At 72.9% G+C, this 21,964-nt stretch carries 18 protein-coding genes; 10 read left to right on the top strand and 8 right to left on the bottom strand.

Features of this window, described 5'->3' with window-relative positions; genetic code table 11:
- Nucleotides 1-76 precede the first annotated feature (76 nt).
- The 4 genes from ACIQVL_RS26355 to ACIQVL_RS26340 all read left to right on the top strand — a co-directional run bounded on the left by ACIQVL_RS26355 (nucleotide 77) and on the right by ACIQVL_RS26340 (nucleotide 3,525).
- Entirely contained in the window at nucleotides 77-1,420 is a 1,344-nt protein-coding gene (locus ACIQVL_RS26355) for an MFS transporter (RefSeq protein ID WP_403476505.1), read from the top strand.
- A gap of 62 nt (nucleotides 1,421-1,482) precedes the next feature.
- Entirely contained in the window at nucleotides 1,483-1,956 is a 474-nt protein-coding gene (locus tag ACIQVL_RS26350) for a DUF2771 domain-containing protein (protein WP_403426743.1), read from the top strand.
- Nucleotides 1,926-2,684, top strand: coding sequence for a futalosine hydrolase (locus tag ACIQVL_RS26345; RefSeq protein WP_403476504.1), 759 nt, complete (start codon nucleotides 1,926-1,928; stop codon nucleotides 2,682-2,684). Before ACIQVL_RS26350 ends, ACIQVL_RS26345 begins: the two co-directional genes overlap by 31 nt.
- Complete coding sequence (locus tag ACIQVL_RS26340) at nucleotides 2,671-3,525, top strand: 1,4-dihydroxy-6-naphthoate synthase (RefSeq protein WP_403426741.1); 855 nt, start codon at nucleotides 2,671-2,673, stop codon at nucleotides 3,523-3,525. The genes ACIQVL_RS26345 and ACIQVL_RS26340 overlap by 14 nt, the downstream gene beginning before the upstream one ends.
- A 67-nt stretch (nucleotides 3,526-3,592) precedes the next feature.
- Here ACIQVL_RS26340 and ACIQVL_RS26335 read toward each other — a convergent pair whose 3' ends face one another.
- The gene (locus ACIQVL_RS26335; RefSeq protein ID WP_089101875.1) at nucleotides 3,593-3,976 is read right to left on the bottom strand and encodes a cold-shock protein; all 384 of its coding nucleotides are present in this window, start codon (nucleotides 3,974-3,976) and stop codon (nucleotides 3,593-3,595) included.
- Nucleotides 3,977-4,164: 188 nt separating this feature from the next.
- Here ACIQVL_RS26335 and ACIQVL_RS26330 point away from each other — a divergent pair, with 188 nt between their 5' ends.
- Nucleotides 4,165-4,419: a hypothetical protein gene (locus ACIQVL_RS26330; RefSeq protein WP_093501502.1), complete on the top strand. Its 255-nt coding sequence runs from the start codon at nucleotides 4,165-4,167 to the stop codon at nucleotides 4,417-4,419.
- Here ACIQVL_RS26330 and ACIQVL_RS26325 read toward each other — a convergent pair.
- From ACIQVL_RS26325 to ACIQVL_RS26315, 3 genes are all read right to left on the bottom strand, one after another.
- A complete protein-coding gene (locus ACIQVL_RS26325) occupies nucleotides 4,392-5,030 on the bottom strand; it encodes an HAD family hydrolase (protein WP_403476503.1) in 639 nt (212 codons plus the stop codon). The two genes, ACIQVL_RS26330 and ACIQVL_RS26325, sit on opposite strands and share 28 nt — an antisense overlap.
- Before the next feature lie 507 nt (nucleotides 5,031-5,537).
- Nucleotides 5,538-6,470 carry a hypothetical protein gene (locus ACIQVL_RS26320; protein WP_403476502.1) on the bottom strand — a complete coding sequence of 311 codons (933 nt, stop codon included), beginning with the start codon at nucleotides 6,468-6,470 and terminating at the stop codon, nucleotides 5,538-5,540.
- Nucleotides 6,471-6,540: 70 nt separating this feature from the next.
- Entirely contained in the window at nucleotides 6,541-8,166 is a 1,626-nt protein-coding gene (locus ACIQVL_RS26315) for a PstS family phosphate ABC transporter substrate-binding protein (RefSeq protein ID WP_403426737.1), read from the bottom strand.
- 237 nt (nucleotides 8,167-8,403) lie between these two features.
- Between ACIQVL_RS26315 and ACIQVL_RS26310 the strand changes: the two genes are divergently transcribed.
- Nucleotides 8,404-10,938 carry a helicase-associated domain-containing protein gene (locus ACIQVL_RS26310; RefSeq protein WP_403476501.1) on the top strand — a complete coding sequence of 845 codons (2,535 nt, stop codon included), beginning with the start codon at nucleotides 8,404-8,406 and terminating at the stop codon, nucleotides 10,936-10,938.
- 120 nt (nucleotides 10,939-11,058) lie between these two features.
- Here ACIQVL_RS26310 and ACIQVL_RS26305 read toward each other — a convergent pair whose 3' ends face one another.
- A complete protein-coding gene (locus ACIQVL_RS26305) occupies nucleotides 11,059-11,607 on the bottom strand; it encodes a hypothetical protein (protein ID WP_403476500.1) in 549 nt (182 codons plus the stop codon).
- Nucleotides 11,608-11,838: 231 nt separating this feature from the next.
- Here ACIQVL_RS26305 and ACIQVL_RS26300 point away from each other — a divergent pair, with 231 nt between their 5' ends.
- Nucleotides 11,839-13,482 carry a DNA repair helicase XPB gene (locus ACIQVL_RS26300; RefSeq protein WP_403426732.1) on the top strand — a complete coding sequence of 548 codons (1,644 nt, stop codon included), beginning with the start codon at nucleotides 11,839-11,841 and terminating at the stop codon, nucleotides 13,480-13,482.
- Here ACIQVL_RS26300 and ACIQVL_RS26295 read toward each other — a convergent pair.
- Both ACIQVL_RS26295 and ACIQVL_RS26290 read right to left on the bottom strand, forming a co-directional pair.
- A complete protein-coding gene (locus tag ACIQVL_RS26295) occupies nucleotides 13,440-14,687 on the bottom strand; it encodes a glycosyltransferase 87 family protein (RefSeq protein WP_403476499.1) in 1,248 nt (415 codons plus the stop codon). The genes ACIQVL_RS26300 and ACIQVL_RS26295 overlap by 43 nt on opposite strands.
- Before the next feature lie 18 nt (nucleotides 14,688-14,705).
- A complete protein-coding gene (locus tag ACIQVL_RS26290; protein WP_403426729.1) occupies nucleotides 14,706-14,891 on the bottom strand; it encodes a hypothetical protein in 186 nt (61 codons plus the stop codon).
- Nucleotides 14,892-15,319: 428 nt separating this feature from the next.
- Between ACIQVL_RS26290 and ACIQVL_RS26285 the strand changes: the two genes are divergently transcribed.
- Nucleotides 15,320-17,449, top strand: coding sequence for a HelD family protein (locus ACIQVL_RS26285; protein ID WP_403476498.1), 2,130 nt, complete (start codon nucleotides 15,320-15,322; stop codon nucleotides 17,447-17,449).
- 102 nt (nucleotides 17,450-17,551) lie between these two features.
- On the opposite strand, the gene ACIQVL_RS26280 is transcribed toward ACIQVL_RS26285, so the two are convergent.
- A complete protein-coding gene (locus ACIQVL_RS26280) occupies nucleotides 17,552-18,142 on the bottom strand; it encodes a helix-turn-helix transcriptional regulator (protein ID WP_403426726.1) in 591 nt (196 codons plus the stop codon).
- A 97-nt stretch (nucleotides 18,143-18,239) separates the two neighbouring features.
- Between ACIQVL_RS26280 and ACIQVL_RS26275 the strand changes: the two genes are divergently transcribed.
- Together ACIQVL_RS26275 and ACIQVL_RS26270 are read left to right on the top strand one after the other, a co-directional pair.
- The gene (locus ACIQVL_RS26275) at nucleotides 18,240-18,944 is read left to right on the top strand and encodes an ABC transporter ATP-binding protein (protein ID WP_403476497.1); all 705 of its coding nucleotides are present in this window, start codon (nucleotides 18,240-18,242) and stop codon (nucleotides 18,942-18,944) included.
- A gap of 5 nt (nucleotides 18,945-18,949) precedes the next feature.
- Nucleotides 18,950-21,778 carry an FtsX-like permease family protein gene (locus ACIQVL_RS26270; RefSeq protein WP_403476624.1) on the top strand — a complete coding sequence of 943 codons (2,829 nt, stop codon included), beginning with the start codon at nucleotides 18,950-18,952 and terminating at the stop codon, nucleotides 21,776-21,778.
- Nucleotides 21,779-21,964 lie beyond the last annotated feature (186 nt).

Here is a 21,964-nt window from a genome sequence, read left to right as displayed (position 1 = left end):
TCAGGGCACTATGAAGCACGTGGCAACCGCGAGGTCACCCCAACGGGCTGTAGGGGTCGGTAGCGGTGCGGGCCGGATGCGCGGTGCCGTCCGCTCGGTCGGGCGTGCCCTGCACCTTCCGGTGACCGGTACCGCCCGCTCCATCCGCAAGGCCACCCACGCGCACGGCGCCGGCGAATCCGGGCTGGGGAAGCTGATCGAGCTGCACGCGGTCAACGGTGCGGGTGATGTCATGATCACCGTCGCGCTCGCCTCCACCGTGTTCTTCTCCGTGCCCACCGACGAGGCCCGCGGCCGCGTCGCGCTCTACCTCGCCATCACCATGGCGCCCTTCACCGTCCTCGCCCCGGTCATCGGCCCCCTGCTCGACCGGCTGCCGCACGGGCGGCGCGCCGCGATGGCCGGTGCGATGCTCGCCCGGGCGCTGCTCGCGCTGATCATCGCGGGCGCGGTGGCCGGCGGCGGCCTTGAGCTGTACCCGGCCGCGCTCGGCGTGCTGGTCGCGTCGAAGGCGTACGGCGTGGTGCGCAGTGCCGTCGTGCCCAGACTCCTGCCGCCCCGGTTCTCGCTGGTGAAGGCCAACTCGCGGGTCACCCTGGCCGGGTTGCTCGCCACCGGCATCGCCGCCCCGATCGGGGCCGGGCTGCATGCGATCGGCGACCCGTGGCCGCTCTACGGCGCCTTCGTGATCTTCGTGGCGGGAACCTTTCTCTCCTTCTCGCTGCCGCCCAAGGTCGACTCCGCCAAGGGCGAGGACGTGGCGCTGCTCGCCGCCGACGAGGAGCATCTGCACGGCCCGCTGCGGAAGGGGACGAAGCGGCCGGGGCTGCGCACGGTCGGGCCGGCCGTCACCCATGCCCTGGGCGCCAATGCCGCCCTGCGCTGCCTCTCCGGCTTCCTGATCTTCTTCCTGGCGTTCCTGCTCCGCGAGCACCCGCTGACCGGCGAGAGCGCCGCCGTGTCGCTCGGGATAGTCGGGGTCGCGGCGGGCGCCGGCAACGCGCTCGGTACCGCGATGGGGTCCTGGCTGCGCTCCCGGGCACCGGAGATCATCATCGTGGCGGCGGTGGCCCTGGTGCTGGGTACGGCGATCGTCGCGGCGCTGTTCTTCGGTGCCCTGCTGGTGGCGGTGCTGGCGGCGGCGGCCGGTTTCGGGCAGGCGCTGGCCAAGCTCTCCCTGGACGCGCTGATCCAGCGGGACGTGCCGGAACTGGTGCGCACGTCCGCGTTCGCCCGCTCGGAGACGCTGCTCCAGGTGGCCTGGGTGTTCGGCGGCGCGGTGGGCATCGTGATGCCGCTGAACGGCACCCTGGGGCTGGTGGTGGCCGCCGCGATCGTGGCGGCCGGCTGGCTGGCCACCCTGCGCGGCCTGCTCAGCTCCGCCCGGCACGGCACCCACCCCCGCCCGCGAGTGGCGTAACGAACCGGGCACGCCGTACCCCACATGGGGAGACGGCCCGGACCGCCCGATAGCCTTCGGCCATGACCACGCTGCACTCCCGCTCGCGACGCCGCCGCGTCGTCGCCGCCGCCGGCGCCGTTTCCGCCGGACTGCTCGTCCTGTCTGCCTGTGACAAGCCGACGCCGATCGCCACGATCACCGTCGGCACGAACTCGGTCAACTCCGAGGCCGCCTGCTACAACGACGGCAAGGCCCTGGACACCGAATCCCTCACGAAGTGCCTGAAGGACACCGGGATCAAGTCCATCAAGGTGGACCCCGACGACACGGTCCGTTTCGGCGTCGACCCGAAGATCGCGGACAACGGCTGGACGATCCTGATGAACGGTCAGGCGCTCACCGACTCCAGCACCAAGACCTACCGCACCATCCCGGGCAGCGTGTTCTTCAACGCCCAGTACGGCGCCTCCGGCAACTCGACCCTCGTCTCCCTCAAGGAGGGCGACAAGTCGGTGCTGGGCCTGTGGTCCTTCAAGCTCAAGAAGGACGCCTGACCACGTCCGCCGCGCGGATCCTGGTAGCCACCGCGGTCCCGGCCGAACGGGACGCGGTGGCACTGGCGTTCCCGGACGGTACGCCGGAGGAGGTACGGCTGCCGGGCTCGGCCCTGCTGCTGCGCACCGCCGTCGGGTACGACCTGCTCGCCGCCGGGGTCGGTCCGGCCCTCGCCGCCGCCGGCACCGCGACCGCCCTCACCGCCGCCGCGCTGGCCGGCCGGCCCTACGCACTGGTCGTCTCGGCCGGGATCGCCGGCGGTTTCCAGCCGGAGGCCCCGGTCGGCTCCCTGGTCGTCGCCGACGGGATCACCGCGGCCGATCTGGGCGCCGAGACGGCCGACGGATTCCTTCCGGTCACCGAACTGGGCTTCGGAACCGTCAGCCACCACCCGCCAAATTCACTCGTACGAGTGACAGCCCAGGCCACCGGAGCCCGCCCGGGAGCGGTACTCACCGTCTCCACGGTGACCGGAACCGCCGCCCGCGCGGCCCAGCTGCGCACCCGGCACCCGGGCGCCCTCGCCGAGGCCATGGAGGGCTTCGGCGTCGCCGAGGCGGCCGCCGCGCACGGCGTGCCCGTGCTGGAGCTGCGCGCGGTCTCCAACCCCGTCGGCCCCCGCGACCGCGCCGCCTGGCGCATCGGCGACGCCCTGGCCGCCCTGACCGAGGCCTTCGGGAAGCTCGTGCCCGCCCTGGAGAGTTGGAACCCACATGACCACCGCTGACTCCTTGCGCATCGCGTACTCGCCCTGCCCGAACGACACCTTCGTCTTCGACGCCCTCGCCCACGGCCGGATCCCGGACGCGCCCGCGCTCGACGTGACCTTCGCGGACATCGACATCACCAACGGCATGGCCGAGCGCGGCGAGTCGGACGCGCTGAAGGTGTCGTACGCCGTGCTGCCCTACGTCCTCGACGAGTACGCGCTGCTGCCCTGCGGGGGCGCGCTGGGGCGGGGCTGCGGGCCGCTGGTGCTGACGCGGGAGGCGGGGACGGACCTCACCGGCCGTACCGTCGCCGTGCCGAGCGAGAGGTCGACCGCGTACCTGCTGTTCCGGCTCTGGGCCGCGGACACGCTGACGGGCGGTGGCGTGGGCGAGATCGTCGTCATGCCCTTCCACGAGATCATGCCGGCCGTGCGGGACGGGAAGGTCGACGCCGGGCTGGTCATCCACGAGGCACGCTTCACGTACCAGAACTACGGCCTGCACAAGCTCGCCGACATGGGCGAGCACTGGGAGAAGACGACGGGCCTGCCGATCCCGCTCGGCGCGATCATCGCGAAGCGCTCGCTGGGCGCCGAGGCCCTCACCCGCCTCGCCGGCTCGATCCGCGCCTCGGTCCACGCGGCCTGGGACGATCCCGAGGTCTCCCGGCCGTACGTCATGGCGCACGCCCAGGAGATGGACCCGGCCGTCGCCGACCAGCACATCGGGCTCTACGTCAACGAGTTCACCTCGGAACTCGGCGAGGACGGTTACGCGGCGGTGCGCGGACTGCTCACCCGTGCGGCGGCCGAGGGACTCGTCCCGCCCCTCGGCCCGCACGCACTCGATTTCCCCTGAAAAAACGCACGGGACTTACCCGCTTCCGAGAGGCATATGCCTCTTGCACGGCTACCCGGCTACCCGGCTACACGTCCAGCTGGTCCGCGACCGCGCGCAGCAGCCCGGCGATCTTCGATCCGGCGGCCTTGTCCGGGTAACGGCCGCGCTCCAGCATCGGCGTGATGTTTTCGAGCAGGGTCGTCAGGTCCTGCACGATCGAGGCCAGCTCGTCCGGCTTCTTGCGCTGGGCGGCGGCGACCGACGGGGTGGGGTCGAGCAGGACCACGGACAACGCCTGGTCACCGCGCTGACCGGCGACGACACCGAACTCCACGCGCTGGCCCGGCTTGAGAGCGTCGACCCCGTCGGGGAGAACCGAGGAATGGACGAAGACGTCACCGCCGTCGTCGCGGGAGAGAAAGCCGAAGCCCTTCTCGCTGTTGAACCACTTGACCTTGCCGGTAGGCACGTCTGTCCTCGTCCTCGTATCTCGTCGGAAACTGCTCGGAAAACTTCTGAATGCAACAGCTCTGGAACGGGCCTTGATAGCACTCGGGCGGGTCGACCACGACCCGCCGGTACCAAGGCTAATGGTCTTCGGGCGCGTGACAAGACGTCGCCCGGTTGTTCCTTCGGGCAGGGAACTACCCTGGTCGAGTGCGTGACAAAACCCAAGCGAATTCCGCCGGGCCCGGTGACCGACTGGTCCGTGCCGGAGCCGTGGTCTTCTTCATCGGTACGGTGGCCACACTCGTCACCGTGATACCGCTGTTCCTCGGTGCGAAGCCTTTTCCGACGTACATGTACCTGCTGAGCATGCTGATGGGCGTCGGCTTCCTGGTCGCGGCCGCCGGAGTGCTCCAGTCGGTCGCGGCCGGCCGCCGTCAGGCGCGGGAGGCGTCCTCCCGGTAGCCGGCCAGCCACTCGGGCAGCTCGGTGAGGTCGGCGAGCACCACGTCGGCGCCGGCCGCGCGCAGCTCCTCCGCGTCGCAGGGCCCGGTGGCCACCGCCACCGACAGGGCTCCCGCCTTGCGTGCCCCGCGTACGTCTCCGACGTGGTCGCCGACGTACGCACCCGCGGCGTGCTCGCGCAGCGCCACCGCCTTCTGCTCGGCCCACAGGTCGCCGACCACCGCGTCCGGGACTATGCCGAGGTGGCTGAGGTGCAGCTTCGCGTTGGGCTCGTACTTCGCGGTGACCACCACGCTCTTGCCGCCGGCCGCCCGCACCGCCGCGATCGCCTCCCGCGCACCCGGCATGGCGGGCGTCGCCGCGATGGCGATCTCCGGGTACATCGCCCGGTACAGATCACTCACCTCCGCGATCCGCTCGGCCGGGAACCAGTTCACCAGCTCCTCCGCGAGCGGCGGCCCCAGCCGGGTCACCGCCAGATCTGCATCGATGTACGTCCCGGTCCGCTCGGCGAGCGCCACGTAGGTGGCGTGGATGCCGGGCCGGGAGTCGATGAGCGTCATGTCGAGATCGAAACCGACGGTGCCGAGGGGGCGGGGGCGAGAAGTCATACGGGCCATTTTGCAGGGTGGGAGGTGCCGGATGGAGGGTGCCGTGAGTGGGGGCCGGGGCCAGGGTGGGGACGCTCACCGGCGCTGGCCGGGTGCCTCCCCCAGCCTTCGGCCGGGGGGACCCCCAGCGCCCACCCGTGCCGCCCCAGCGGCACGACTGCCCGCGGCTGGGTGTGTAGGACGCGGCTGGGGAGCGCCCCGTAAGGGGCGCGGGGAACTGCGCGACCAGCCCCCACCGGCCCCCGGTGGAGCGCCTGCCCGCGGCCATGTCTTTGTCTTTCAGGGGCGCGGGGAACTGCGCGACCAGCCCCCACCGGCCCCCGGTGGAGCGCCTGCCCGCGGCTATGTCTTTGTCTTTCAGGGGCGCGGGGAACTGCGCGACCAGCCCCCACCGGCCCCCGGTGGAGCGCCTGCCCGCAGCTATGTCTTTGTCTTTCAGGGGCGCGGGGAACTGCGCGGGCGCCCCCCACGCACCTGCAGCCGCCCGGCGACCGAGCGCCCCGCCCCCTACCGCGTCCTCTGTGACCGCCACACCACAAAAACGGCCGAGGCCAGCGCAGCGCCCCGTACCACCCACGGCCAGGTCTCCCCCACCGCCCCGCTCATCTGCCCCTGGGCGATCGGCGCGCCCCAGCGCCCCGCGCTGCGACCCCACAGCCACACCAGCCCGGCCGCGACGGACAGCCCCGGTATCCACATCACCGCCAGCTTCGTCTCCGTCGGCGTGAGCCGCCGGGAGCCGTAGGCGATGGCCCAGCCGAGGACGAGCGCGAACCAGTTGCCGAGGACCGCGCCGACCACGAGCGCGGCGGCGGCCAGCAGGAGGAGCGGGTTGCTCCAGCCGTCGGCGACGCGGGGGACGACGCGGATCCGGCGGCGTCCGGACGGTGCGGCCTCCTCCACCGCAGGCACCACAGGGGGCGCCTCCGGCTTGCCCGGCTCCTCCTCCGCCGGCTCCGCCTTCCGCAGCCGCGGCCTGCTGAGCAGCTCCGGGATCTCCACCCCGCCGACGAACCCCGGCACCCCGTCGCCGTCTCCGAACGGGCTGCTGTCCACCCGCCACCAGTCCGGCGGCGGAGCCTCCGCACCGTCCGGCTCGGCGGGCCGGGGGCGCGGCACGACGCGCCGCAGGTCCTCGGCCGGTAGCGAAGGCCCCGCGTCGCGCTGGACGGGGACCGTGCCCGACGGCGGCTGCGGCGACCCGGCCGCCGACGTACCGCCCGCCGCCTCGACGACCTCGTCGGGCGTGCCCAGCCGGTCCAGGATGCGCCGTACCGCGGCCGGACTGTCGACGGTCGCCTTCGACCGCTGCCGGTCGATGTCGTTGCGCAGCCCGGAGACCAGCCGCATCCGCTCGGCCGACGACAACTGGCGCTGGTGCGCGATGTCCCCGACGCGGCTCAGATACTCGTAGACGACCTGGTCGCTCTCGATACCCACGAAGTCCCCTCCGGGGCCGGTGCGTTGTCTTGGCTTACCCCGTCGGAACGACGGTAGCGCAGGCCACGGCTCATGTCGGCCTGCACACCAGCGGGTAGCGGGTCTCGGAGCAGGGGCGGTTGCCGTACTCGCGCAGGATGTCCTTGCCGCCCTGGTCGGTGAGGTAGCGCAGGAAGGCGGCGGCGATGGAGCCGGCGGGCGGTTCGCCGTAGGTGTAGGCGTACTCGGTCTGCCAGTACGGGTACGTGCCCTGCTCGACGCCTTCGAGGGTGGGCGGCATGCCGCCGACGTCCAGCTTGACGAGGTTGCCGGCCGGCACGCTGCTGACCTCGCTGTAGCCGAGGCCGCCGGGGTCGGCGCTCACGGCGTCCAGCAGGCTGTCGGTGGTGTTGACCTCGCAGACGCCGTACTTGTCGGTGCCGAGCGCCGCGCAGTCGTTGACGTCGGCCTCCGGGACCGACCTGCCCGCGAGGACCCGCTGTTCGAGGGCGTTGCGGGTGCCGGAGCCACGGTGGCGGTTGATGAGGTGGACGGGGACGTCGTGGCCGCCGACCTGGGACCAGTTCCTGACCTTGCCCGCGTAGATGTCGCGGATCTGCGCCAGGGAGAGGTTGTGGACGTCGGCGGCGTCGTTCACGACGAGGGTGAACAGGGAGTAGACGACCGGCCGGGGCAGCAGCTGGGCGTGGTTGCCCTCGGCCGGGCCGTCGGTGAAGGTGACGTGGTCGCCGAGTCCCTTGTCGCCCTTGATCCCGGCGGCCTTGCCGGCCTGCTGGAGCGTGGTGAGGCCGTCGGTGCTGCTCTGGAAGGTGCCGTCGTCGATGGGGATGTCCGCCCCCTTGGCCGCGCACAGCTTCGTGTACTGCCTGGCCGCCGCCGTCACCGCGGGCGCGAACGCGGTCGAGCCCGACAGGTGCAGGGTGCCGCCTACGCAGTCCAGCGGGGCGGGCTTGGCCGGGAAGAACAGGGTGAGGCTCGCCTGGACGAGGACCGCCGCCGCCAGCAGGGCCAGACCGCCCACGGCCGGCCGGGAGGCGAAGGTGTGGCTCTCGGTGTGGGCCAGCTTGAGCCGGGCCAGCCAGCGGACCCAGGCGAAGGAGTGGTCCATGCCGCCGGTCACCGCGGCCTGGAACTCCGGCGGCGGGAAGGGCGCGTGCTCGCTGCCGCCGCGCCGCTCCAGCACCGCCAGGATCTTGTAGTGGGCGCCCGGGTTCAGCGTCACCTTGGGCAGCCGGATGACGCCGACGCCGTCCTCCCAGTCCTTCCCGAAGCCGTCGGTCTCCTGGGTCCTGCCCTCACGGGTGGTGACGAAGAAGTGCCGGAGGGTGGGCTGGCTGAGTTCGGTCACCGCCATGCCGACGACCCGGCGGTCCCGGAACAGCACCCGGATGCCGGTCTTGTCGTCGGGCGGGGTCAGGTAGTCGCCGGGGACGATCTCCCGCCAGCCGGCGTTCTCGATCCGCACCAGCACGAAGGAGGGTTCCACCAGCTCGTGGCCGTCGTCCCGCATCCGCGCCAGCACGTCGGCGCTGGGCGCGTGCGCGGTGTCCGTGGCCAGGGTGTCCATCTGGAGGCGGTAGCCGAGCCGTTTGCGCCGGATGACGACGAACTCCCAGAAGAACGCCAGCACCGGGATCACGACACTGAAGATCGCGACGACGTTGTTGAAGTTGAGTTCGACGCCGAGCGTTCGCACGACCGCATCCCCCGAATCGCCGTGTCCCACCGCGTTGTTGACATCGCGCGGTTGCCAGGGAGCCCAGGGTGACGACCGGGTGCCGAGTGTTGCCAGAGGTGCCGCGATCCTCCCGCTGAAATTCATTCGCCGGACATCTGCGCAACGCTCTGTTCGCCCGGTGGCTGCCCCTTACACAGAAACGGCCGCGGGACGAGTGATCCCGGCGCCCGCCCCGCACCCGCTACCGTGGGTCGGATGAGCAACCCGGCCACCCCGCCGCGTTCCCTCGCGGAGGCGCTCCGGGCCAGGGACGACGCCTCCCTGGCCGTACTGCTGCGTGCCCGCCCCGACCTCATCACCCCCGTCCCCACCGACCTGACCCAGCTGGCGACCCGGGCCGGCACCCGCGCCTCGGTGCTGCGCGCCCTGGAACGCCTCGACCGCTTCGCCCTGCAGACCGCGGAGGCGCTGGCGGTGGCCGGCGACCCGGCGTCCTGCCAGGAGCTGCTGGGCCTGATGGCCGGGGACGCCGGGGACCCGGCGGTCGCCGGTGAGCTGCCGCGGGCCGTCGCCGCGCTCCGCGACCAGGCGCTGGTGTGGGGCGACGACGACCGGCTGCGGCTGGTGCGGACCGCCCGCGAGGTGCTCGCCCCGTCCCCGCAGCACCCGTCGCCGACCGGGCTGGGCCCGAGCGTGCGGGAGGCCACCTCGGGGATGTCGCCGGGCCGGATCCAGGAGATCGTGGCCGCCGCCGGGCTGCCCTCCACCCACGACTCGGTCTCCGCGGTGGACGCGCTCACCAAGCTGTTCGGGCACCGGAAGAAGATGGCGAAGCTGCTCGCCGCGGCGCCCGCCGAGTCCCGCGAGGTCCTCTCCCGGCTGGTCTGGGGGCCGCCGTACGGGCAGATCACCCCCGAGCCGGCCGCCCATCTGCGCTGGCTCCTCGACCGCGGCCTGCTGCTGCCGACCGCCCCCGGCACCGTGGTGCTGCCCCGCGAGGTCGCCCTGCACCTGCGCGAGGGCCGCGCCCACCGCGAACCGGAGCCCGCCCCGCCCGCCGTCGAGCCGGCCGCCGTGCACCGTCCACAGGTTGTGGACGCGACCGCGGCCGGGCAGGCCTACACCACCCTCGCGACCGTCGAGGAGCTGCTGAAGGACTGGGACGAGGGCGGTCCCGCGGTGCTGCGGGCGGGCGGCCTGAGCGTCCGGGACCTCAAGCGGACCGCCGTCGCCCTGGACCTGCCCGAGCCGATCGCCGCGTTCTGGGTCGAGCTGGCCTACGCGGCCGGGCTGCTCGCCTCCGACGGCGAGGCCGACGAACGCTACGCGGCCACCCCCGCCTACGACGAGTGGCTGGAGCGGCCGCCCGCCGAACGCTGGGCCCAGCTGGCCGAGGCCTGGCTCACCGGCACCCGCGCCTCGGGTCTGGTCGGCGGCCGGGACGCCAAGGACCGCGCCCTGTCCGCGCTCGGCCCCGGCCTCGACCGCTCCGCGGCGCCCGAGGTACGGCACCGGGTGCTCTCCCTCCTCGCCGCGCTCCCGGAGGGCGCCGCCCCGGCCCCCGACTCGGTGCTGGCCCGGCTGCGCTGGGAACGCCCGCTGCGCGGCCCGCAGCAGCACGGCGACGACCTGCGCACCCGGCTGACCCGCTGGACCCTGTCCGAGGCCGAGCTGCTGGGCGTGACCGGGCGCGGGGCGCTGTCGGCACACGGCCGTGCGCTGCTCGGCGCACCAGCCGTGGAGAAGACGCCCGAGCAGGCCGCGGAGCCGTCCGGACCGGGCGACAAGCTCCCGGTGCGCCACCACCACCTCGCCCTCGCCCTCGAACCCCTCTCCGCGCCCGAGCAGGCCGTCGCCACCGCCACCGCCGGCCGGCTGCTCGCCCCGCTCCTGCCCGAGCCCCTCGACCACGTCCTGCTCCAGGCCGACCTGACCGCGGTCGCCCCGGGCCCGCTGCGCCGCCCGCTCGCCGACGCGCTGGGCGTCCTCGCCGACGTCGAGTCGAAGGGCGGCGCCACGGTCTACCGCTTCACGCCAGCCTCCGTCCGCCGCGCCCTGGACGCCGGGCAGACCGCCGCCGACCTGCACGCCTTCCTCACCACGCACTCCCGCACGCCGGTCCCGCAGCCGCTCGCCTACCTGATCGACGACGTGGCCCGCAGGCACGGGCACCTGCGGGTGGGCGCGGCCTCGGCGTACGTCCGCTGCGACGACGACACCGTCCTCAACGAGATCATGGCCGACAAGCGGGCCTCGGGCCTGCGCCTGCGCCGCCTGGCCCCGACGGTCCTCGCCACCCAGGCCGATCCGGCCGCCCTCCTGGAGGGCCTGCGCGCGATGGGCTACGCGCCGGCCGCCGAGTCCGCCGAGGGCGACGTCCTGATCACCCGCGCCCACGCCCACCGCACCCCGCCCCGCACGGCCCCCGAGCCGGTGCCGGACGGCCCGCCGCCGCCGGACGCCACCCTCCTCGCGGCGGCGATCCGCGCGATCCGCGCGGGCGACCTCGCGGCCACCACCCCGCGCAAGTCCGCCGGTGCCGCCGTCAGGGGCGGCGAACTCCCGCGCACCACCCCCGCCGAGACCCTCGCCACCATGCAGGCCGCCGTCCTCACCGGCGACACCCTGTGGATCGGCTACGTCAACGCCGAGGGCACCGCCAGCCAGCGGGTCATCGCCCCGATCCGGGTGGAGGGCGGCTTCGTCACGGCGTACGACCACACGGCGGACGAGGTACGGACCTATCCGCTGCACCGGGTGACGGGCGTGGCCGAACTCGCGGAGGACTGAACCGCTGCGCCGGTGCCCTCGTCCGGCTGCGGCGCCGTCGTGGCCGGTCGCGCAGTTCCTCCCCCAGCCTTCGGCCGGGGACCCCGAGCGCGCCCTTCGGGGCGCTGGGGCCTGGCGCTGTCAGCAGTCCCGTACCGGTGCACCGGCCGGCAGGCCGAAGTGGGTGCGGGCTGCGGCCTCGAGGGAGGTGGACGCCATCGGGTGGTCGAGGCGGGAGGCGGCGTGGTGGGTGAAGTGGGTTTGCTCCCACTCTCCGTAGCCCTCGCCGTCCGGGGGCTCCTGGGCGGAGAGAATGCGGAAACCGCCGGCCGCCGGATCCCGTGCCAGCCGTACCACCTGCGGTGTCTGACCGCCGCTGCACTCGACCAGGGTGCCGCCGTCGGCGCCGTACTCCAGGCACAGCGTGTTGATGCCGGCCCGCACCCGGCCCGCGGTCTCCTCCAGTTCCAGGGCCTCCGCCCGGCAGAACCACCGCGCCCTGAGTGCGGGCTCGTCGGTCTCCGCGTACCCGGACCCGGTCATCTCCGTCACCAGCCGCGCCTCGATCGCGGGACGCACCTGGGCCCACAGCCCGGCGTCCACCGCGCTCGACCCACGCGCCCACACCCCGGTCGCCACCAGTATCGCCACGGCCCCCGCGCCGGTACCCCAGATGCGTACGGACGTCACCCCAGCCTCCCCACCGAGCCGCGGTCATCCGCGCCTCCCTCGGACATGACAGCCGAAACGGGCTCAAGGTTGCACAGGACGATCAGATGCCCGCCGAAGCCGGTCACGGGCGGTGCACGTTCCGTCGAACGGCGAAGGTGATCGCTCGCCCATGAGGCACACTGGAACTTTGGCCCGTGACGATGGCCGCCATGGCGATGGCCCACGGTCCGAACGGAAAGGGTGCAGCGCGTGAATGGTCCGTTGATCGTCCAGTCCGACAAGACCCTGCTCCTGGAAGTCGACCACGAGCGGGCCGACGACTGCCGCCGGGCGATCGCGCCCTTCGCCGAGCTGGAGCGGGCGCCGGAGCACATCCACACCTACCGGGTGACCCCCCTGGGCCTGTGGAACGCGCGGGCGGCCGGGCACGACGCCGAGCAGGTCGTGGACGCGCTGGTCGAGTACAGCCGCTATCCGGTGCCGCACGCGCTGCTGGTCGACATCGCCGAGACGATGGACCGGTACGGGCGGCTGACGCTCAGCAAGCACCCGGCGCACGGGCTGGTGCTCACCACCACCGACCGTCCGGTCCTGGAGGAGATCCTGCGCTCCAAGCGGATCGCCCCGCTGGTCGGGGCCCGGATCGACCCCGACACCGTCGCCGTGCACCCCTCCGAGCGCGGGCAGATCAAGCAGACCCTGCTGAAGCTGGGCTGGCCCGCGGAGGACCTCGCCGGGTACGTGGACGGGGAGGCCCATCCGATCGAGCTCGCCGAGGACGGCTGGGCGCTGCGGCCCTACCAGAAGCAGGCCGTGGAGAACTTCTGGCACGGCGGCAGCGGTGTCGTGGTGCTGCCCTGCGGGGCCGGGAAGACGCTGGTCGGGGCCGGGTCCATGGCGCAGGCGAAGTCGACCACCCTGATCCTCGTCACGAACACCGTCTCCGCGCGGCAGTGGAAGCACGAACTGGTGAAGCGGACGAGTCTCACCGAGGACGAGATCGGGGAGTACAGCGGGACCCGGAAGGAGATCCGGCCCGTCACGATCGCCACGTACCAGGTCCTCACCACCAGGCGGAAGGGTGTCTACCCGCACCTGGAGCTCTTCGACTCCCGGGACTGGGGTCTGATCGTCTACGACGAGGTCCATCTGCTGCCGGCTCCTGTCTTCAAGTTCACCGCCGACCTGCAGGCGCGCCGGCGGCTGGGGCTGACGGCCACCCTCGTGCGCGAGGACGGCCGGGAATCGGACGTGTTCTCCCTCATCGGGCCCAAGCGGTTCGACGCCCCGTGGAAGGAGATCGAGGCGCAGGGCTACATCGCACCCGCCGACTGCGTGGAGGTGCGGGTGAACCTGACGGACTCGGAGCGGCTGGCGTACGCCACCGCCGAGACCGAGGAGAAGTACCGCTTCTGTGCGACCACCGCGACCAAGCGGAAGGTCACGGAGGCGATCGTGAAGCGCTTCGCCGGGCAGCAGATCCTCGTCATCGGCCAGTACATCGACCAGCTCGACGAACTGGGCGAGCACCTGAACGCCCCGGTCATCAAGGGCGAGACCTCCAACGCCCAGCGCGAGAAGCTCTTCGACGCCTTCCGCGAGGGCGAGATCAGCGTGCTGGTCGTCTCGAAGGTCGCCAACTTCTCCATCGACCTGCCGGAGGCGACGGTCGCCATCCAGGTGTCGGGCACCTTCGGGTCGAGACAGGAGGAGGCCCAGCGGCTGGGACGTGTGCTGCGGCCCAAGGCCGACGGCCACCAGGCCCACTTCTACTCCGTCGTCGCCCGCGACACGATCGACCAGGACTTCGCCGCCCACCGGCAGCGGTTCCTGGCGGAGCAGGGGTATGCCTACCGGATCATGGACGCGGACGAGCTGCTGACGGAGGGCTGAGAGCCGTCCGGCAGGGCGCCGCCGGGCCGCCGGTCCGGCAGGCTGCCGCTGCGCCGCCGCAGGGCGAGTGCGGCGCCCGCCAGCAGCGCCAGCCCCAGCAGCGGGTACGGCGCTGCGCCCGCCTGCTGCCACCACGGCAGGTGCAGGTCCAGGTCGCCCTGGTGGGGCACCAGCCACATCGTGCGGGCCGTGAAGAGCAGGGTCGCCGTGGCCGCGAGGAGGGTGCGGCCCTCGGCCAGCAGGACGGCCAGCAACGGGACGCACCACACCCAGTGGTGGGACCAGCTGATCGGGCAGACCAGCAGGGCCGTGAACGCGGTGAGCAGGATGCCCCAGTGGTCGGAGCCGTGGCCGCGGCGGGCGCGGGCCGCCAGGAACAGGCCCGCCGCCGCCAGCGCTGCCGCCGGAAGCATCCAGGCCGGGCCCGGTGCCGCCGTGCCCGCCGCCCTGGCGACCAGGCCCTGGAGGGACTGGTTGTCGACGATCCAGGCCTTGCCGACCCGGCCGGTGTCGAACAGGCGTCGCGTCCAGAAGTCCACGGTGGCCGCGGGGAGGAGAAGGGCGCCGAGCAGGGCCGTGCCCGCGAAGAACGCCGTCGCGGTGGCCGCCTCCTTTCTGCGTGCCGTGAGGAACAGGTAGGCGATGAAGATGGCCGGGGTGAGTTTGACGCCCGCCGCGATGCCCAGGGCCAGGCCCTTGGCGCGGGCGCCGGGCGGGCGGGTGAGGTCCCAGAGGACCAGGCCGGTGACGGCCAGGTTGACCTGGCCGAAGAGCAGTGTCTGGAAGACCGGCTCCAGCCAGAGCGCGAGCGCGGTCGCCGCGCACAGCAGCGGAAGGGGTGCGGTGCGGCCGGCCAGGCGGGCGGAGAGGGCGATGAGCCAGGCGAGCAGGAGCGCGTTGCCCGCGAGGAACACGGCCTTCAGGGCCGGGACGGGGATCCAGGTCGCCGGGACGAACAGGACCGCCGCGAAGGGCGGATACGTCGCCGGCAGCCGCCACTCGGTGACCGTGAAGCCGTACAGGTCACCGCCGTGGACCACGGCTTCGCCCTCGGCCCGGTAGACGAGCAGGTCGGCCATCGGGGCGTGGAGCAGGATGCCGAGGGCGGCGAAGGAGCAGAGGGAGGCCGTCAGTAAGGAGAGGGACAGGGGGAGGGGGATGGAGGCGGGCGGGGCAGGGGGTGACGTCACCGTCCGGTTCGGCACGGGGGCGACCCTATGCCGTTACTTGCGGTGTATGCCCGCTTCCTCGCCGTATTCACCGAGTATCGCGACGCTGAACGCCGCGCTGACGAAGACCTTGACGGCGCGCAGGGCGTCGCCCAGACGGTGGTGGGGCTGAGGGACTCCGTCGAGGGCCGTGGCGCCCGGGGGACGGCTGGGGGCTGGGTGAATGGTTGCTGCGCTCATGTCTCCATGGTGGAACTTCGGGTGCCGGTACGGCATCGGTCCACGGGTCCAATTTCCGGCATACCGCCGTCCACCCCCCGATGGACCCCGCCCCTCATCTCGGCCCCACCCTCCGGGTGACGCTCCCCCTAGGGGTTGCGGGACAGGTGTGGGCCGGTGGGGGCTGGTCGCGCAGTTCCCCGCGCCCCTACGGGGCGCTGCCCCCCCAGGAAATCCATTCGCTTCCCCCACCCCACCTCACTAGAATTCTCGCTCTTGCCCGCCTCCGCCCACCCCGGAGTGCCGCCCACCCGTCTCCCACCACCACCCTCAGCCGAGGCCCTACGGGCCGCCCTTACGTTGCCGGACGGAAACCGGTCGGCTGATCGCCACCTGTGCGCCATCCACACCTGAGCGCCATCGACCCGCAGGCCTTCGGAGGCACCCCCTTGTCCACGCCCGCCCACGACCCGCTGGCGGAACCCCACCCCGCCCCCCTCTCCGACCCTCTCTCCCGGGAACGCTCCCACCTCGCCGAGTCCCGTGCCGCCCTGCGCGCCATGCGCGAGGACGTCGAGTCGCTGGACATCAGCGACGTCACCGCGAACTGGGTCAACGCCGAGGTCCTGGCCCGCCAGATGCAGGAGCGCATCAAGGCGCTGGCCGACCTCAGCGACACCCCGCTGTTCTTCGGCCGCCTCGACTACCTGCACGCCCCCGGCGCCGACCAGGCCGAGGGCGCGTACGAATCAAAGGGGCGCGAAGCGCCTTCCTTGCAAGGGCGGCGGTCGGAGACGGGCGGGCGCTTCTACATCGGGCGCCGGCACGTCCACGACCACGACGGCGACCCGATGGTGATCGACTGGCGGGCGCCGGTCTCGCAGCCGTTCTACCGGGCCTCCAAGAAGGACCCGATGGACATCGCGCTGCGCCGCCGCTTCGGGTACACCCGCGGCGACATCACGGCGTACGAGGACGAGCACCTCTCCGACCCAGCCGAGGCGGCCCGCACCAGCAAGCTGCTCCAGCAGGAGATCGAGCGCCCGCGCGTCGGCCCGATGCGCGACATCGTGGCGACGATCCAGCCCGAGCAGGACGAGATCGTGCGCAGCGGGCTCGGCGGAACGGTGTGTGTGCAGGGTGGCCCGGGGACCGGGAAGACCGCCGTCGGCCTGCACCGGGTCGCGTACCTCCTCTACGCGCACCGGGAGCGGCTGGCGCGCACCGGCACCCTGGTCATCGGACCGAACCGCTCCTTCCTGCACTACATCGAGCAGGTGCTGCCCGCGCTGGGCGAGCTGACCGTGCAGCAGGCGACGGTGGACGACCTGGTGGCGCGTGACGTCGAGATCCGCGGCACCGACGACGCCCGCGCGGCGGTCATCAAGGGCGACGCCCGGATGGCGGAGGTCCTGCGCAGGGCCGTCTACGCGCACGTCACGCCGCCCGCCGAACCGGTCGTGGTGGTGCGCGGCTCCCGGCGCTGGCGGGTCCCGGCGTACGAACTGGAGGCCATCGTGCGGGAGTTGCTGGACCGGGGCATCCGGTACGGCGCCGCGCGCGAGGCCCTGCCGCAGCGCATCGCGCATGCCGTGCTGGTCCAGATGGAGCGCTCGGGAGAGGCGCCCGACGACCGCGTGCAGGACTCGGTGGCGCGCAACGCGGCGGTGAAGGCGGCGATCAAGCAGGTCTGGCCGCCGGTCGACCCGGCGAAGCTCGTGCTGCGCCTGCTCACGGACGCGGACTTCCTCGCCGTACACGCGGAGGGGATCCTCACCGGCGAGGAGCAGAAGACGATCGGGTGGGCGAAGCCGGTGCGCAGTGTCAGGGCGGCGAAGTGGTCGGCCGCGGACGCGGTGCTGATCGACGAGGCGACGGACCTCGTGCAGCGCACGCACTCGCTCGGCCATGTCGTCCTCGACGAGGCGCAGGACCTCTCCCCCATGCAGTACCGCGCGGTCGGTCGCCGCTGCACCACCGGTTCGGCGACCGTCCTCGGCGACCTGGCGCAGGGCACCACGCCGTGGGCGACCCGGAGCTGGGACGAGGCGCTGGCCCACCTCGGCAAGGCCGACGGGGTGATCGAGGAGCTGACGGCGGGTTTCCGCGTCCCGACCGACGTCATCACCTACGCCTCCCGGCTCCTCCCGCACATCGCCCCCGGTCTCGCCCCGGTCGCCTCGGTCCGTGAGAACCCCGGTTTCTTCGCGCTCCGGCCCGTCGCGGACACCGCGGACGTGGTCGCCGCGTGCGAGGAGCTGCTCCGCAACGAGGGTTCGACGGGCCTGATCGCGGCGGACGCGCGCGTGCCCGCGCTCACGGCGGCGCTGACGGCGGCGGGCATCGGTCACCTGGCGCCCGGCGAGGAGACCACGGCCGAGACCCGTCTCACCCTGGTCCCGGCGTCGCTGGCCAAGGGCCTGGAGTACGACTACGTGGTCCTGGACGAGCCGCAGGCCGTCGTCGACGGCGAACCGGACGAACGCACCGGGCTGCGCCGCCTGTACGTCGCCCTCACCCGAGCGGTCTCCGGGCTGATCGTGACCCACACGGCCGCGCTGCCGCCGCAGTTGGCCTGAACCGCCGACCGGAAGCCGACTGCGGCGCCGTCGTGGCTGGTCGCGCAGTTCCTCCCCCAGCCTTCGGCCGGGGGGACCCCCAGCGCCCCTTACGGGGCGCTCTCAGGCCGACTCCGCGCGGGACCCGCCCGTCACATCGGTGTCTCCCTGCGCCTGCGTGTCGTCGTGCGCCGCGGCGAGCGGGCCCAGGTGCTGTGCGGCGCTGTCCAGCAGTTCGAGGTCGGCCTTGGTGTGGGCGACGGCGGCGTCGATCAGGACGGCGACCAGCGGCTCGTCGGCGTGGGCCCTGCGCTGCCGGGCCAGGCCGGCGAGTTCGGAGAGGTACGTCTGCCGCTGCGACTCGATCAGCGTGGCGAGGGCCTGCGTGCCCAGGGCGGAGGCGCCGAGGAGCTTCAGGAAGAGTTCGTCGCGGAAGCCGCCGACCCGCACCCAGGCGGTGGTCGCCCAGGAGCGCAGTTCGGCCTCGCCCGCCTCGGTGAGCGTGTAGAGGTTCTTGTCGGGCCGGTCGGTCTGCGTGACCTGGGAGCGCGAGACATAGCCGTCCCGGACCAGCCGTTCGAGGATCTGGTAGAGGTGACCGATGTTCAGGCCACCCCACTGCGGGCCGATGGCCTCCTCGAACCGGGCCTTGAGTTCGTATCCGTGATTCGGTCGCCGGGTCAGCAGCGCGAGCACGGCGTGGTGGAGCGGCATATACGTCCCTTCTACATTGTGACAACATACCCCTGAATTGCCGCAATGTAGGTGCCGCGACGTGGGTGCGGCGACGTACGAGGGCGAGGCTGCATCGATGGCTGTGAGCGTGGCGTTGCGCGGGGTGAGCCGCCGGTATCCCGGGCTGACCGCGCTGGACGGGGTCGACCTGGAGGTCGCGGCGGGCGAGGTGGTGATGCTGACCGGGCCGTCCGGTGCCGGCAAGTCCACCGTGCTGCACGTGACGGGTGGCATGGACCGGCCCGACGAGGGACACGTCGAGATCGACGGCACGGAACTCGTGCGCCGGGACCTGGACCGGCACCGCAGGCGGATCGGCTTCGTCTTCCAGCGCTTCCACCTGCTGCCCGCGCTGACCGCGCTGGACAACGTACTGGCCCCCGTCCTGCCGCGCAGAGTGGACTTCGACCGCCGTGCGCGCGGCATGGAACTGCTCGAAGCGGTCGGCCTGGACGACCGGGCCGACGCCCTGCCCGCGCAGTTGTCGGGCGGCCAGCAGCAACGCGTCGCCGTCGCCCGCGCGTTGGTCAACCGGCCGGGGCTGCTGCTGGCGGACGAGCCCACCGGCAACCTGGACAGCGTCATCGGGCGGGAGATCATCGACCTGCTGATGTCGCTGCGCGAGCGGTACGGGATGACGATGCTGATCGCCACCCACGACGCGGAGGTCGCGGCCAACGGCGACCGGGTGGTGCGCCTGCAGGACGGCAGGACCACCTCGGACCAGCGGGTCACGCCGTTCGGCGACGTACTGCACCGGCTGGGGGGCCTGCGCCCGTGATCACGATGATCCTCGACCAGCTCCGGCGGCGGCGCGGGCGCGCGCTGGCCCTGGCCGCCGGGATCCTGGTGGCGGCGACCAGCTTCACCCTGCTGACCTCGACGGTGAGCACGAGCCAGGCGACCACCGTGGGCACGGTACGGAAGAACGCCCGGTCCGCGTACGACGTCCTGGTGCGCCCGCCCGACTCGCAGACGGCCGTGGAGCGGCAGAACGGCCTGGTCGCGCCGAACTTCCTGTCCGGCACGTTCGGCGGCATCACCATGGACCAGTACCGGCGCATCCGCGGCCTGGCCGGGGTCGACGTGGCCGCGCCGGTCGCCAACATCGGCTACCTGATGGTGTCGAGCACCGTCACCGTGGACGTGTCCCGCTTCCTGGACTCCAGGGCGTCCCGGCAGATCCTGCGCATCAGCCCGACGCTCACCTCCGGACTGGGCGCCTACCGCACCTCCGACGAGTACGTCTACCTCACCCGCTCCCCCCTGACCTCGGCGGGGAAGCAGGAGGACCTGTTCCAGTCCGACACCCTGGAGCAGGGCGCGGTCGACAAGAGCACCCAGCGGTACCGGCTGAAGGGGAAGTACGACGTCTGCTTCTACTTCAACTGGGACAAGACCGAGCAGACCGAGTTCAACCTGAACCTGCCGATGCGGCCGAACTTCATCGCCGAGGACCTCAGGGAGAAGTCGCCGTTCGACCCGGACCTGAGTTCACGGATGAACTGCCAGTCCGGCCGGGACAAGGCCACCGTCGACGTCCCGGTCAGTTACCCCGTGCTGCTGTCCGCCGTCGACCCGGCGGCCGAGGACGAGCTGGTGGGCCTCGGCTCCACCGTCACCTCGGGCCGGATGCTCACCGAGCGGGACAAGCCGTGGACGGTGTCGTCCGCCAAGAGCGTCCACGGACAGCACGACTCCTACATCCCGGCGCTGCTCAGCGACGACCCGCTGACCACCGGCACGCTCGACGCCACCGTCCAGCGCCTCGACGTCGGCGACCCGGCCGAGCTGCCCTCGAAGCTGGGCAACCCGACGGCTGACAGCTTCGTACGGGGCCTGCACGGCACCACGGTGGGCACGACCCGGGTCGACCTGGGCAAGGGCTACCGGAAGGCGCTGACCGAGGATTCGTTCGACACCGGGAACTACTGGACGGTCGGCCCGGTCACCTACCGCCGGACCTCCGACGGCAACCTCGCCGCGCAGCCGCAGCCGCCCCAGAAGCGCAGCCTGTGGGTCACCGCCGCGGACCAGCAGCCGTTCCGCAACGTCCCCGAGGAGAACCACCAGGGCACCCAGTACCGGAAGGTGACCAGCCACGCCGCCACGAACTGCGTCGGCCTGGGTACCTGTGACGGCGTCGACTCCGGGCGCCTGCCCAACCCCTTCGTCCGCCTGGTCGGCCGCTACGACACCGGCAGGCTGCGCGGCTTCTCGGCACTCTCCGACACCCCGCTGGAGACCTACCAGTCGCCGCAGGTCACCGGCGCGGACGCCGCGACCCGGGCGAAGCTCCAGGGCAGGCCGCTGCGGCCCGACCGCAACCTGGGCGGCTATCTCAGCCCGCCGCCCACCATGCTGACGACGATGGACTCCATCACCGCGCTCACCAAGAGCCGCCGGGTCGCGGGCCTCCAGGACAGGGCGCCGGTGAGCGCGATCAGGATCCGGGTGGCCGGGGTGACCGGCGTCGACACCGCCTCCCGGGCGCGGGTGAACGCCGTGGCCGGGGCGATCCGGGCCGCCTACCCCCGGCTCCAGGTCGACGTCACCGTCGGTAGCTCGCCCGCCCCGCGGACGGTGGCGCTGAGCGGGTCGGCGCGGGTGACGGAGCGCTGGGTCGCCAAGGGCGTGGCACTGCGCATCCTCCGGGCGGTGGACACCAAGAGCGCGGTGCTCTTCGTCCTGGTCCTCGTCGTGTGCGCGCTCTTCCTCGGCCAGGCGGCACTGGCCTCGGTGCGCTCCCGCCGCACCGAGATCGGCACGCTGCGCTGCCTGGGCTGGAGCGGCGGCGAGGTACTCCGCCTGGTCCTCGGCGAACTGGCGGTGATCGGCCTCGCCGCCGGGGCCGCGGGCGCGCTGCTCGCGTACGCGCTGGGCCGGCTGCTGGGACAGCCCGCGGCCGGGGCCAAGGCGCTCCTCGTGCTCCCGGTGGCACTTCTGCTTGCCACCACTGCGGGCCTGATCCCCGCCTGGCTCGCCACCCGGCTGGGCCCGATGGAAGCCGTCCGGCCCCCGGTGACGGCGGCCCGTCGCGCCGCCCGCCCGGTGCGTTCGGTGGCCGGGCTGGCCGTGCTCAACCTGCTGCGGGTGCGGGGCCGCACGCTGCTGGGCGCGGCGGGGCTGGCGCTGGGCGTGGCCGCCTTCACGGTGCTGCTCGCCCTGACGCTGGCCTTCCGGGGCGAGGTGGCCGGGTCGCTGCTCGGCAGCGCCGTGGTGGCGCAGGCGCGCGAGGCCGACTACCTCAGCGTCGCCCTGTCCCTGCTGCTGGGCGCCGCCGGCGCCATCGACGTCCTGGTCATCTCGCAGCGCGAACGCGCCGCCGACCTCGCGGTGCTGCGGGCGACCGGCTGGACCGACCGCGAGCTGGCGAGGCTGACCCTCTACGAGGGGATCGGGCTGGCCCTGCTGGGCGGCCTGTCCGGCGCGGTGGCCGGTCTGGCCGGGGTGCTGGCCCTGGGCCGGGGCGTGCTGCACGGACACCTGTTCACGGTCACCGGCGCCGCACTGCTGGCCACGCTCGCCGCGACCGCCCTGGTGGTGGCGGCCCTGACGGTGCCGATCCGGCGACTGTCCCGGATCGCCCCGGCCCACCTGCTCGCCGCCGAGTGAGCCGCCCACCGAGCCGCCGAGTGAGCCGCCCACCGAGCCGCGGACCGATCCACCGACCGAGCCACCCACTGATCCAGCGACCGATCCACCGACCGAGCCACCCACTGATCCAGCGACCGATCCACCGACCGAGCCACCCACTGATCCAGCGACCGATCCACCGACCGAGCCACCCACTGATCCAGC

It is taken from the genome of Streptomyces sp. NPDC090499, assembly GCF_044769305.1.
In the GTDB taxonomy this organism is placed as follows: Bacteria; Actinomycetota; Actinomycetes; order Streptomycetales; family Streptomycetaceae; genus Streptomyces.
Note: the sequence above shows the minus strand (reverse complement) of the source record. Positions and strands in the feature narration are given on the sequence as shown.